Source organism: Pseudomonas sp. GL-B-26, from assembly GCF_019947405.1.
GTDB lineage: Bacteria > Pseudomonadota > Gammaproteobacteria > Pseudomonadales > Pseudomonadaceae > Aquipseudomonas.
On the sequence record NZ_JAGYGJ010000082.1, the window covers coordinates 1 to 12,452 of the forward strand.

General features: G+C 60.8%; 10 protein-coding genes and 3 pseudogenes. 7 read left to right on the top strand and 6 right to left on the bottom strand.

Annotated features, from left to right (window positions below; translation table 11 throughout):
* Nucleotides 1-71 precede the first annotated feature (71 nt).
* Entirely contained in the window at nucleotides 72-1,388 is a 1,317-nt protein-coding gene (locus KGB23_RS29595; protein WP_223433646.1) for a Na+/H+ antiporter family protein, read from the bottom strand.
* 592 nt (nucleotides 1,389-1,980) lie between these two features.
* Here KGB23_RS29595 and KGB23_RS30545 point away from each other — a divergent pair.
* Both KGB23_RS30545 and KGB23_RS30550 read left to right on the top strand, forming a co-directional pair.
* Nucleotides 1,981-3,051, top strand: a pseudogene (locus tag KGB23_RS30545) (HAMP domain-containing protein); the annotation flags it as partial.
* A 345-nt stretch (nucleotides 3,052-3,396) separates the two neighbouring features.
* A pseudogene (locus KGB23_RS30550) lies at nucleotides 3,397-3,909 on the top strand (methyl-accepting chemotaxis protein); the annotation flags it as partial.
* A 174-nt stretch (nucleotides 3,910-4,083) separates the two neighbouring features.
* On the opposite strand, the gene KGB23_RS29605 reads toward KGB23_RS30550, so the two are convergent.
* Genes KGB23_RS29605 through KGB23_RS29620 form a run of 4 tightly spaced genes read right to left on the bottom strand, consistent with a single transcriptional unit; the run spans nucleotide 4,084 to nucleotide 6,697 of the window.
* Nucleotides 4,084-5,397: a sensor histidine kinase gene (locus KGB23_RS29605; RefSeq protein ID WP_223433638.1), complete on the bottom strand. Its 1,314-nt coding sequence runs from the start codon at nucleotides 5,395-5,397 to the stop codon at nucleotides 4,084-4,086.
* Entirely contained in the window at nucleotides 5,394-6,062 is a 669-nt protein-coding gene (locus tag KGB23_RS29610) for a response regulator transcription factor (protein WP_102616735.1), read from the bottom strand. The genes KGB23_RS29605 and KGB23_RS29610 overlap by 4 nt, the downstream gene beginning before the upstream one ends.
* 3 nt (nucleotides 6,063-6,065) lie before the next feature.
* Nucleotides 6,066-6,389 (bottom strand): PepSY domain-containing protein, encoded by a 324-nt coding sequence (locus tag KGB23_RS29615; protein WP_223433639.1) that lies wholly within the window; start codon nucleotides 6,387-6,389, stop codon nucleotides 6,066-6,068.
* On the bottom strand, nucleotides 6,389-6,697 hold the full coding sequence (locus KGB23_RS29620) for a PepSY domain-containing protein (protein WP_223433640.1): 309 nt from the start codon (nucleotides 6,695-6,697) through the stop codon (nucleotides 6,389-6,391). The genes KGB23_RS29615 and KGB23_RS29620 overlap by 1 nt, the downstream gene beginning before the upstream one ends.
* A 228-nt stretch (nucleotides 6,698-6,925) precedes the next feature.
* Here KGB23_RS29620 and KGB23_RS29625 point away from each other — a divergent pair, with 228 nt between their 5' ends.
* From KGB23_RS29625 to codA, 5 genes are all read left to right on the top strand, one after another.
* Nucleotides 6,926-8,005, top strand: a complete 1,080-nt coding sequence (locus KGB23_RS29625) for a patatin-like phospholipase family protein (protein ID WP_223433641.1) — start codon at nucleotides 6,926-6,928, stop codon at nucleotides 8,003-8,005.
* 94 nt (nucleotides 8,006-8,099) lie between these two features.
* Nucleotides 8,100-8,456, top strand: coding sequence for a 6-carboxytetrahydropterin synthase QueD (queD, locus tag KGB23_RS29630; RefSeq protein WP_223433642.1), 357 nt, complete (start codon nucleotides 8,100-8,102; stop codon nucleotides 8,454-8,456).
* A gap of 131 nt (nucleotides 8,457-8,587) precedes the next feature.
* On the top strand, nucleotides 8,588-9,418 hold the full coding sequence (locus KGB23_RS29635) for an alpha/beta fold hydrolase (RefSeq protein WP_223433643.1): 831 nt from the start codon (nucleotides 8,588-8,590) through the stop codon (nucleotides 9,416-9,418).
* Between the two features lie 265 nt (nucleotides 9,419-9,683).
* Nucleotides 9,684-10,955 (top strand): cytosine permease, encoded by a 1,272-nt coding sequence (codB, locus tag KGB23_RS29640; protein ID WP_223433644.1) that lies wholly within the window; start codon nucleotides 9,684-9,686, stop codon nucleotides 10,953-10,955.
* 13 nt (nucleotides 10,956-10,968) lie between these two features.
* The gene (gene codA, locus KGB23_RS29645; protein ID WP_223433645.1) at nucleotides 10,969-12,213 is read left to right on the top strand and encodes a cytosine deaminase; all 1,245 of its coding nucleotides are present in this window, start codon (nucleotides 10,969-10,971) and stop codon (nucleotides 12,211-12,213) included.
* Between the two features lie 112 nt (nucleotides 12,214-12,325).
* Here the strand turns inward: codA and KGB23_RS29650 are convergent.
* A pseudogene (locus tag KGB23_RS29650) lies at nucleotides 12,326-12,452 on the bottom strand (diaminopimelate epimerase); the annotation flags it as partial.

Consider the following 12,452-nt stretch of genomic DNA (forward strand, 5'->3'; position numbering starts at 1 on the left):
GGCACATCCAGCATTGACGTGACTGACCCACCGCCTTCGCGAGCAAGCCCGCTCCCACAGGGGAAATGTGTTTAAAGGACCATCGCCGCCGCCCAGCCGAACGCCAGCAACGGGAGGTTGTAGTGCAGGAAGGTCGGGACCACGGTGTCCCAGATGTGGTGATGCTGGCCGTCGATGTTCAGGCCCGAGGTCGGGCCGAGGGTCGAGTCCGACGCCGGTGAACCGGCATCGCCCAGCGCACCGGCAGTCCCGACGATGCACACGATCGCGATCGGGCTGAAACCCAACTGTACGCACAACGGCACAAAAATCGCGGCGAGTATCGGCACCGTGGAAAACGACGAACCGATGCCCATGGTCACCAAGAGTCCGACCAGCAACATCAACAACGCGCCAATGCCTTTGCTGTGGCCGATCCACGAGGCCGAGGCTTCGACCAGTGTCTGCACCTCACCGGTGGCTTTCATCACTTCGGCGAAACCCGAGGCAGCGATCATGATGAAACCGATCATCGCCATCATCTTCATGCCTTCGGTGAACAGATCGTCGGTTTCACGCCACTTCACGATCCCCGACACCGAAAAAATCAGAAAGCCTGCCAACGCACCGATGATCATCGAATCCAGCAACAGCTGAATGATGAACGCCACCGCGATGGCCAGACCGGCGACCATCAGGCTCAGCGGGTTGTACTGCACCGCGACCTGTTCGACCTGCTCGATCTTTTCCAGATCGTAGACGCGCTTCTTGCGGTAGCTGATAAACGCTGCCGCGAGCCCGACGACCATGCCCAACGCCGGAATCCCCATGGCATGGGTGACGTTGATGCCGCTGATGTCCACACCGCTACGGGCGACGTTGGCCAACAGGATTTCATTAAGGAAGATATTGCCGAAGCCCACGGGCAGGAACATGTACGGCGTAATCAGGCCGAAGGTCATGACGCAGGCAATCAGTCGGCGATCCAGTTGCAGCTTGGTCAGCACATATAAAAGCGGCGGCACCAGCAGCGGAATAAAGGCGATATGTATCGGCAGAATGTTCTGCGAAGCGATGGCCACCACCCACAGCAAACCGATCAACAGCCATTTGACCTGACGGCCACCGCTGGCGTGCTGGCGGTCGACCATCAGCAAGGCTTTGTCGGCCAGGGCGTGTGCCAGGCCGGACTTGGCAATGGCCACGGCGAAAGCGCCGAGCAATGCGTAGGACAACGCGACCGTCGCGCCACCCCCGAGGCCGCTGTTGAAGGCTTTGAGAGTCGCGTCGATGCCCAGGCCACCGGTCAAACCACCCACCAGGGCGCCCACGATCAGCGCGATTACTACGTGCACGCGGGACAGGCTGAGGATCAGCATGACGCCGACCGCGGCAATTACAGCATTAATCATCGGTACCTCAAGGCAAACGGAAAGAGTCCGGCCGGCAGTCTGCAAAGAGCCGCCAGCGGATTGAATGAGAGGGTTTTATTAGAGGGCGCGCACTGTGCCGCAGCATCAACGCCTTGTCAAAGCGATCACGATCCCTTGTAGCAGCCGGCGCAGCCTGCGTTCGGCTGCGAAGCAGCCGTGAATTCAGGCGACGGGTTGTGCCAGAAGTACCGTATGCGCAGGTTTGACGACTGCTGCGCAGCCGAACGCAGGCTTCGCCAGCTGCTACAGGTTTCGTGTGATGGCTTATTTAATTGAGAGGATAAAGAAAGCAGATTAGCGGCCGTTACAGTGCAAAGTCTCAGATATTTATCGAACAAAGGACGTCTCCATGTCGCTCAGACAACTTTCCATTCAATGGAAAATCACCCTGTTGGCCGGGCTATGCCTGGCCGGCATCGTGACCCTACTGGTGGGTCTTTCGCTGTATCGCATGGAGCACAGCTCCGAGATGGTGAAAGCATCCAGCATGGAGATGCTCACCGAAGCGGCCCAGGCCCGAATCGAATCCCAGGGTGAAAACCAGGCCCTGGGGATTCGCCAGCAGTTCATGGACGCCTATCAATATGGCCACGGCTTTTCGCGCCAGGTGCTGTTCCTGCGCGATCAGGCCGAGAAGCGCTTCCTTGATGCCTTTGACCTGCGTGAAGACCTGACGCGTCAGGTCAAATCGGCCCTGCAAGCCAACCCGGAACTGCTCGGCCTGTCGCTGGTGTTCGAAGCCAATGCGCTAGACGGCAAGGACGATCTGTTCGCCGGCCAGGCCGAGCTGGGCAGCAACGACAAGGGCCGTTTCGCCCTGTACTGGTCGCAACCGACTCCGGGCAAGGTAACGTCGATGGCGCTACCGGAAAGCGACATGGCCGACACCAGCACCGGCCCTAGCGGCGAACCGGCCAACGCCTGGTTCACCTGCCCGCGCACGACCCTCAAGCCCTGCGTGATCGAACCCTACTTCTATGTGATCGACGGCCAGAACGTGCTGATGACCAGCATCGTTTTCCCGCTGATGGTCAACGGCAAGGTCATCGCTTCGCTGTCGGTGGACATCAACCTCAATAGCCTGCAAGCCGTCAGCCAGGGCGCGAGCAAGAAGCTCTATGACGGCCAGACCAACGTCAGCATCATCAGCCCGGTCGGTTTGCTGGCCGGTTACAGCCCGGACGCCAGCAAGCTCAGCCAGCGCCTGGACACCGTGGACAAGGCCAACGGTGCCGAGCTGATCCGCATGCTCGCCGCCAGCAGCAAGACCGCAAGCCTGCACAACAATCAACAGCTCAAAGTGCTGTCGCCGTTCCAGCCGATTCCCGGTGGCAAGTCCTGGGGCGTGTTGCTCGATGTGCCAGAGAAAGTCCTGGTCGGCCCCGCCGAAGCGCTGAAAAAACAACTCGATGAAAGCAACACCGCCGGCACCCTGGTCGAACTCGGCCTGGGTGTGCTGGCCGCGTTGGTTGGCCTGTTGCTGGTGTGGCTGATGGCCCGCAGCGTGACCCGGCCGATCCTGGGTGTGGCGCATATGCTCGAAGACATTGCCAGCGGCGAAGGCGATCTGACCCGCCGCCTGGCCTACGACAAGCAGGACGAACTCGGCCAATTGGCCGGCTGGTTCAACCGCTTCCTCGACAAGCTGCAACCGATCATCGCCGAGGTCAAACGCTCGGTGCAGGACGCGCGCAGCACGGCGGATCAGTCATCTGCCATCGCCACCCAGACCAGCGCCGGCATGGAGCAGCAATACCGTCAGGTGGATCAGGTCGCTACCGCGTCCCACGAGATGAGCGCCACCGCTCAAGACGTCGCTCGCAGTGCAGCGCAAGCGGCACAGGCAGCGCGGGATGCGGATCAGGCCACCCGCCGCGGTTTGACCGTGATCGACCGCACCACCACCAGCATCGACAACCTCGCCGCTGACATGAGCGCGGCGATGGTTCAAGTCGAAGGCCTGGCGGCCAACAGCGAGAAGATCGGTTCGGTGCTGGAAGTGATCCGGGCCATCGCCGAACAGACCAACCTGCTGGCGCTTAACGCCGCCATCGAGGCCGCTCGTGCCGGTGAGGCCGGACGCGGTTTTGCCGTGGTGGCCGATGAAGTGCGCAACCTGGCACGCCGGACCCAGGAGTCTGTCGAAGAAACCCGCCTGGTGATCGAGCAATTGCAGAGTGGCACTCAGGACGTGGTCGGCTCGATGAACAACAGCCATCGTCAGGCTCAGGGCAGCGTCGAACAGGTGGGTCAGGCGGTGACGGCGCTGCGCCAGATTGGTGAAGCGGTGACGGTGATCAGCGACATGAACTTGCAGATCGCCAGTGCCGCGGAAGAGCAAAGCGCCGTGGCCGAGGAGATCAACAACAACGTGGCGACGATTCGGGATGTGACGGAGTCGCTGTCGGGGCAGGCGAATGAGTCGGCGCGGGTGAGTCAGTCACTCAATAGCCTGGCGAATCAGCAGCAGAGTTTGATGGATCAGTTTCGGGTCTGAGAAGCCCTCACCCTAACCCTCTCCCAAAGGTAGAGGGGACTGACCGAGTTGTTCTTGGAGCTACATCGACCTGAAATATCGAGTCGAACTTAAATTTTGAAAAGCTTGAAGATCTGCTCCCTTTCCCCCTCTCCCCCGTGGGGAGAGGGTTGGGGTGAGGGGTGGCTTTCAGCCTCAACGCCGAGGTAGCTCAACAACCACCTTCAACCCACCCCACTCACTCTCCTCCAACCGCAACACCCCGCCCCACGTATCGACGATGTCCCGCACAATCCCCAATCCCAACCCATGCCCATCCGTCTGTTCATCAAGCCTGGTCCCCCGGCTGAACACCTGATCGCGCTGGTTTTCCGGAATCCCCGGCCCATCGTCTTCCACGCTTAACTCAAACCCTTCGGCCGTCTCGACCACGCTCAACCGAACTTCGGCATCCGCCCACTTGCAGGCGTTGTCCAGCAGGTTACCGAGCAGTTCGAGCAAGTCCTCGCGATCCCAAGGCAGTTGCAAACCGGCCGGTGCACGGTAGCTGAGATCAAGATGCTCACCATGAATCATGTTCAACGTCGCCAGCAACCCAGGCAATTCAGCATCGCAATCAAACAACGCCCCCGGCAACGCATCGCCGGATAACCGTGCACGATTGAGTTCGCGATTGAGTCGTTGCTGGACCTGTTCCAGCTGCGCCTTAATGACCTTGCGCAGTTCTGGATGCGCATCGAGCTTCTCGCTTGAGGCCAGGCTCAACAACACCGCCATCGGGGTTTTCAAGGCGTGGCCGAGGTTGCCCAGCGCATTGCGCGAACGCTTGAGGCTGTCTTCGGTGTGCGCCAGCAAATGGTTGATCTGCGCCACCAACGGTTCAAGCTCTACCGGCACCTGATCATCGAGTTGCGAGCGCTGGCCCTGCTGCAACTGGGCGATCTGCTCCCGCGCCTTTTCCAGCGGGCGCAAAGCGCGGCGCACGGTGATCCGTTGCAGCAGCAGAATCAGCAGCAATCCCGTCAGCCCAAGGCCCAATCCGACTTGACGCATGCGCTGGAAACTCTCGCGCACCGGCGTGTAATCCTGGGCCACGCTGATGGAAATCGATTGGCCCAGGCGCCGATAGTCCGAACGCAGCACCAGCAATTGCTGGCCTTCCGGCCCCAATTGCAGATTGCTGTGCAGGCCGGCATGGTCGAGGCGCGGCAGTTCCTGATCCCATAGCGAACGGGAGCGCCAATGGCTGTCGGCAAAATCGATGCGGAAGTAATGCCCGGAAAACGGTCGCTGATAGGCCGGCGACAGGTGGCGCTCATCCAGCTGCAAACCCTGCGGCCCACGCACCAGCGCCACCAGCAGGTTTTCGCTGTCGTCGCGCAGCCCGGCTTCGAGGTAGCGCTGCAAACCCATTTCGAACAGCCACAGGCTGGTCTGCGCCAGTACCAGGCCGACGATCACCATCACGCTGATCAAACCCAGGCTCAAGCGGCGCTGGATCGACCTCACTGGGCTTGCCCGCCGAACAGGTAACCCTGGCCGCGACGGGTTTCGATGACGCTGCGCCCGAGTTTGCGCCGCAGGTGGTTGACGTGGACTTCGAGCACGTTGGAGTCGCGCTCGGTTTCACCGTCGTAGAGGTGTTCGGCGAGGTGGCTTTTGGACAGAATCTGCTCGGGGTGCAGCATGAAATAACGCAGCAGGCGGAATTCAGCGGCGGTGAGCTGGATGTCGGCGCCGTCGCGGGTCACGCATTGACGGCCTTCGTCCAGATGCAGTCCGGCAGCCTTGAGCGTCGGCTGGTTGGCATGCCCATGGGAACGGCGCAACAGCGCCTGGACGCGCAAGTGCAGCTCTTCGGGGTGGAAGGGTTTGGTCAGGTAATCGTCGGCACCGGCCTTGAGGCCTTCGATCCGTTCGGCCCAGGAATCACGGGCGGTGAGGATCAGCACTGGCGTGGACAGGCCAGCGGCCCGCCATTGCGTCAACACCTCGAGCCCTGGCAAACCCGGCAGGCCGAGGTCGAGGATGATCAGGTCATAAGGCTCGCTGCTGCCCTGATACACCGCGTCGCGACCGTCGGCCAGCCAGTCCACGGCGTAACCCTGACGGTTGAGGCCGGCCATCAGTTCGTCGGCCAGCGGCACATGGTCTTCCACCAGAAGCAAACGCATCGATCAATCTTCCTTGTCTTTCAGTAACTGGCCGGTGGTGGCGTCGAGGTCCAGTTCGCGGACCACGCCTTCGGCGGTCAGCAACTCGACTTCATAAACGTAGACGTCGTGTTTCTCTTCAAGCTCGGCTTCCAGCAATTTGGCGCCGGGGTAGCGGTCCAGCGCCTGCTGCAACAGCTGCTCCAGCGGCAGGATCACGCCCTGTTGACGCAGGCGCAGGGCTTCGTCCTGATCCAGGTCGCGGGCCATGACCACCGAGCAAAAAGCCAGAAGCGCCAGAGCCATTCGACCTCTCGTGCACCGCTGTGAAAAAGAAAACACCTTCATTACGTATCCTGATGATCCTTGAGAATCTGCCCGCTGACAGCGTCCAATTCCAGGTCCCACTCAATGCCCTGAGGATCGCTCAATTCCACCTGATAGATGTACTTGCCGTACTCTTCTTCCAGCTCGGTTTCGGTGACGGTAGAACCAGGGTGTTTGGCCAGAGCGGTGGCGTTGAGCTTCTCGAAAGACACGATGGTACCAGCGTCGCGCAGTCTCAGGGCTTCGTCTGGACCGAGGTCGCGAGCGTGGGCGAGGCTGGCGGTCATGCCGATGATGGACGCGGTGAACAGGGCAGTCAGGGTTTTCATGGGGTGTCTCCGTATTTTTTATGTGTTGCCGACGGAGTGCACCTTAACGGGGCGAACTTAATTGAAACTGAATTGCCATCATTGTAGATGGCGACACGACATCACCTGTGGGAGCGGGCTTGCTCGCGAAGGCGGTGTGTCAGCCAGCATTAATACCGACTGATACAACGCTTTCGCGAGCAAGCCCGCTCCCACATAATCCCCCGCTTGCCTGCATTCGAGACCGGTATGACCGCAATCCACATCAAGTTCCCCTCCCTGACGCTCAAGGCCGGCCCTCGCGCCTTGGCGCACATCCGTGAAAACGGTTTGAGCGCCGCCGATGTCGGTACGCTGCCGGGTGCCGCCGGTGGTCCCAAGGCGTTGGGGATTCAAGGTCTGGACCTGGCGTTGTTCGGTGAATGGCTGCCGGCGACGCCGCGGGAGCGCTCGTTGATCGGTGCGTCAGTTGGGGCCTGGCGCTTCGCCAGCGCTTGCCTGCCGGATGCCGCCGAAGGTATCCGCCGCCTCGGTCACCTCTATACCGAGCAGAACTTCGCCAAGGGCGTAACCATGGCGCAGGTCAGCCAAAGCTCCCGGCGCATGCTCGATGACCTGCTCGACGGCCGCGATGCTTCGATTCTGGACAACGCTCATTACCGACTGAACATCATGGTGGTCAAAAGCCACGGCCTGCTGGCGGACGATCATCGCGGCCGACTGGGGCTGGGCCTGTCATCGGTGATCGCCGACAACCTGCGCGGCCGGGCACGGCTGTCGCGGCATTTCGAGCGGCTGATCATTCACGATCCGCGTCTGGCACCGCCGGTCAATGCACTCAACGATTTCCCCTCGCGCTTCGTTGCGCTGAATGCCGGCAACCTGCGCCAGGCCTTGCTCGCATCGGGCTCGATCCCGATGGTGATGGAAGGCGTGCGTGACCTGCCGGGTGCCGGTGCCGGGACGTTTCGCGATGGCGGTCTGCTGGACTATCACCTCGACCTGCCCTACAGCGGCAACGACATCGTGCTCTATCCGCATTTCACCGACCGGGTGATTCCCGGCTGGTTCGACAAAACCCTGCCGTGGCGCCGCGCGTGTCCTGCGCGGTTGCAGGATGTCCTGTTACTGGCGCCATCGAAGGATTACCTGGCGCGCCTGCCCTACGGCAAACTCCCGGACCGCAACGACTTCAAACGCTTCATGGGCGATGCCCCGAGCCGGCAGAAATACTGGCGCACGACGATGGATGAAAGCCGTCGCATGGGCGATGAGTTCCTCGAGCTGGCTGCCAGCGGTCGCCTCGGGGAGCGCTTGCTGACCCTTTAGTCAGTGTTTTCCCGCAACGCCAAACGCAAACTGTTAAACTCGCCGCCTGCCCACATCGCCGCGGCGATCGCCACCTGACAGAGCTGAAATCACTGTGGAAATCTTCAAAGAATTTACCTTCGAATCCGCCCACCGCCTGCCCCACGTGCCGGACGGCCACAAGTGCGGCCGCCTGCACGGTCACTCGTTCAAAGTGGCGATCCACCTGAGCGGCGACCTCGATCCGCACACGGGCTGGATCCGTGATTTCTCGGAAATCAAGGCGATCTTCAAGCCGCTCTATGAGCGCCTGGACCATAACTACCTGAACGACATTCCCGGTCTGGAAAACCCGACCAGTGAAGTCCTGGCCAAATTCATCTGGAATGAATTGAAGCCTCTGCTGCCGGAACTCAGCGCGATCCGCATCCACGAGACCTGCACCAGCGGTTGCATCTATCACGGCGAGTAAGCCGATCTAAAGGTCGATAAAAATCCCTTTGTGGGGTAATGCGTTTCGTCAGTGAATGTAAAAACAGCCTTCAATGGCTGTTTTTTTTTGCCTATGCTTTTTGGCTCCCCCACGCCAAGAGGACACCCCCAATGACTGACTGGCCGCTGCCTCAGACCTATCGCTTCAACGGGCGCTCCGTTCGCTACGCCGTACGGGGCGACGGTCCACCACTGGTGTTCGTGCATGGCACGCCCTTCTCTTCTTACGTGTGGCACCGGATTGCGCCGCACTTCATCACCACCCATCGGGTGCATTACTTTGATCTGTTGGGTTATGGGCTATCGGAGAAAGTCGACGGCGATGTGTCACTGGGTGTGCAGAACGACCTGTTGGCTCACTTGCTGGATCACTGGGGTCTGGAGCGACCAGACGTGGTTGCTCACGACTTCGGCGGCGCCACCGCTCTGCGTGCTCACCTGCTGAACGGCAAGGACTACCGCAGCCTGACGCTGATTGATCCCGTGGCGCTGACGCCCTGGGGTTCGCCGTTTGTGCAGCATGTGCGTCAGCATGAGGCGGCATTCAGTGGCCTGCCCGATTACATTCAGCAAGCGATCGTGCCGACCTATATTCGCGGGGCGATCAAGCGCGAAATCCCGGACGACGAACTCGCGCCTTACGTGCAGCCATGGCTCGGCGATCCGGGGCAAGCGGCGTTCTATCGGCAGATTGCGCAGATGGACGAGCGTTATACCCGTGAGGCCGAAGGGCTGTACCCGACGATTCGTTGTCCGGTGCAGATTCTGTGGGGGGAAGACGATCAGTGGATTCCCATTGAGCGCGGGCAGGCATTGCATCAGATGATTCCGGGGTCGCGTTTTCAGGCGATTCCGAATGCCGGGCATCTGGTTCAGGAAGATGCGCCGGAAGCGATTGTCGCGGCGCTCCTGCGGTTTCTGCCGCAACACAAATCCCCCTGAAGAAACCAGATCAAATGTGGGAGCGGCGGTGCGGCGATCCGACTTGCTCGCGAAGGCGGTGGGTCAGTAGACACTTGTATTGACTGACACACCGCCTTCGCGAGCAAGCCCGCTCCCACAGGGGACACCTATTCCTTCAGGTGCACCTCTTTCGCGCCCTCCCCGCGCCAAACCCGTCGGCTCGGCTATAAATAACTACGTCTCCTGCCATTGGCACGACCACTGCAACATGCCCCCGCGTCACTCATTCAGCAAGGAACGCCCCATGACGCAGAACGATCCCGGCAACGATTACCCCCTCAGCGAAGTCCCGATGCATGCCCGCAAAGGCCTGGCCTCCACGGCCATGGTGCTGCTGGGTTTCACCTTTTTTACCGCGACCATGTTTGCCGGCGGCAAGCTGGGTGTGGCGTTCAGTTTCGGCGAGATGATGGCGGTGATTGTCGTCGGCAATCTGCTGCTCGGGATCTACGCCGCGGGCCTTGGCTACATCGCCTTCAAGAGCGGACTCAACTCGGTATTAATGGGTCGGTTCTGCTTCGGTGAAGTGGGCAGCAAGCTCAGCGACCTGATCCTCGGCTTTACCCAGATCGGCTGGTACGCCTGGGGCACGGCCACTGCAGCCGTGGTGTTGGGCAAGTATTTCGAATTGAGCGAGGGCACCGTTCTCGGGCTGATGGTGCTGTTCGGCCTGGTGTTTTGCGCGACCGCGTATGTCGGCTATCGCGGCCTGGAGATTCTTTCGTACATCGCCGTACCGGCGATGATGTTGCTGCTGATGCTGTCGATGTGGGTGGCCACGGTGAAGGTCGGCGGGCTCGACGGTTTGCTCGCGGTAGTCCCGACGGGGACACTGGATTGGTCGACCGCCATTACCCTGGTGTTTGGCACCTTTGTCAGTGGCGCAACCCAGGCGACCAACTGGACGCGTTTCTCCCGCTCAGCGCGCGTCGCGGTGCTGGCGAGCCTGATCGGTTTCTTCATCGGCAACGGCCTGATGGTGTTGATCGGTGCTTACGGTGCCATCGTTTACCAGCAACCGGACGTGGTCGAAGTGTTGCTGTTGCAAGGCTTCGCCATGGCGGCGATGGCGATGTTGCTGCTCAATATCTGGAGCACCCAGGACAACACCATCTACAACTTCGCTGTCGCCGGTTGCAACCTGCTGCGCACCGGCCGGCGCAAGACCGTAACCCTGGCGGGCGCGGTGATCGGCACGTTGCTGGCGCTGCTCGGCATGTACGACATGCTGGTGCCCTACCTGATTCTGCTGGGCACTGTGATTCCACCGATTGGCGGCGTGATCATGGCGGACTTCTTCTACCGCTATCGTGGTCAATATCCACGTCTGGCCGATGCTCGATTGCCAGCGTTCAATTGGTCTGGCCTGGGCGCCTACGCGGTCGGTACCGTTGCTGCGTTCAGTTCACCGTGGGTCGCGCCACTGGTAGGGATTGCCGCTGCCGCGCTAACGTATGTGTTACTGACCGGCGTGCTGGGTGCCCGTACTGCCAACGCCCCATTACAAGATCTATAAAAGGATTCGCCTGATGCACATCATCAACGCCCGCCTGCGCAACCAAGATGGCCTGCATGAGTTGCACCTGGAAAACGGCCTGATCAGCAACATCGCCCGACAGACCGAAGCGCCGACCCTGGGTCCCGATGATCTGGACGCCGGCGGCAACCTGGTGGTGCCGCCCTTCGTTGAGCCGCACATTCACCTCGACGCCACGCTCACCGCCGGCGAACCGCGCTGGAACATGAGCGGCACCCTGTTCGAAGGCATCGAGTGCTGGGGCGAGCGCAAGGTGACCATCACCGAAGAGGACACCAAGACCCGCGCCAAGAAAACCATCCAGACCCTCGCCGCCCACGGCATCCAGCACGTGCGCACCCACGTCGACGTCACCGACCCGCAGCTCACCGCGCTCAAGGCGATGCTCGAAGTGCGCGAGGAAAGCCGTCACCTGATCGACATGCAGATCGTTGCGTTCCCGCAGGAAGGCATCGAGTCGTACCGCAACGGTCGCGAGCTGATGGAAGAAGCGATCCGCATGGGTGCCAATGTGGTCGGCGGCATTCCGCATTTCGAGTACACCCGCGATCAAGGCGTGAGCTCAGTGAAATTCCTGATGGACCTGGCCGAGCGCACCGGTTGCCTGGTGGACGTGCATTGCGATGAAACCGACGACCCACACTCACGCTTTCTGGAGGTGCTGGCCGAAGAAGCCCGCAGCCGCGACATGGGCTCGCGAGTGACCGCCAGCCACACCACGGCCATGGGCTCTTACGACAACGCTTACTGCGCCAAACTGTTTCGCCTGCTCGGGCATTCGGGGATCAGTTTTGTCTCCTGCCCCACCGAAAGCATTCACCTGCAAGGGCGCTTCGACAACTTTCCGAAACGCCGTGGCGTGACCCGTGTGAATGAGCTGCTGGAAGCGGGAATGAATGTGTGTTTCGGTCAGGACTCGATCGTCGACCCGTGGTACCCGCTAGGCAACGGCAATATCTTGCGGGTGCTCGAAGCCGGCCTGCACATCTGCCACATGCTCGGTTACCGCAACCTGCAAAGCGCACTGGACCTGGTCACCGACAACAGCGCCAAGGCCATGAACCTGGGTGATCGTTATGGACTGGAACGCGGGCGGCCGGCGAATTTGCTGATTCTGTCGGCGGACAGCGATTACGAGGTGATCCGCAGCCAGGGCCTGCCGCTGTATTCGGTGCGCGATGGCAAGGTGTTGATGAAGCGGCAGATGCCGGTGGTCGAATGGGCGGTTCAGCCCTAAATTCTCGCTGATTATGCGGGCCTCTTCGCGAGCAAGCCCGCTCCCACATTGGATCTGTGTCGTCCGCAAATCCCCTGTGGGAGCGGGCTTGCTCGCGAAGGCAATTTTGAATTCAATCCATCAATCGAGCCGTACCGAATAGCCTGACCTGACTCAATTCCCCCTCTAATTCCTCCAGCAAAATCGGCGCCGTACCGCCGGGCATGACCACTTTGACCTCCCCGGCACTGACCCAACCC

What these genes read in the sequence shown, in the direction of transcription:
- KGB23_RS29610 (WP_102616735.1), bottom strand. Translation starts at nt 6,062, where the DNA reads ATGCGTTTGCTTCTGGTGGAAGACCATGTGCCGCTGGCCGACGAACTG.
- KGB23_RS29615 (WP_223433639.1), bottom strand. Translation starts at nt 6,389, where the DNA reads ATGAAGGTGTTTTCTTTTTCACAGCGGTGCACGAGAGGTCGAATGGCT.
- KGB23_RS29620 (WP_223433640.1), bottom strand. Translation starts at nt 6,697, where the DNA reads ATGAAAACCCTGACTGCCCTGTTCACCGCGTCCATCATCGGCATGACC.
- KGB23_RS29625 (WP_223433641.1), top strand. Translation starts at nt 6,926, where the DNA reads ATGACCGCAATCCACATCAAGTTCCCCTCCCTGACGCTCAAGGCCGGC.
- KGB23_RS29635 (WP_223433643.1), top strand. Translation starts at nt 8,588, where the DNA reads ATGACTGACTGGCCGCTGCCTCAGACCTATCGCTTCAACGGGCGCTCC.
- codB (WP_223433644.1), top strand. Translation starts at nt 9,684, where the DNA reads ATGACGCAGAACGATCCCGGCAACGATTACCCCCTCAGCGAAGTCCCG.
- codA (WP_223433645.1), top strand. Translation starts at nt 10,969, where the DNA reads ATGCACATCATCAACGCCCGCCTGCGCAACCAAGATGGCCTGCATGAG.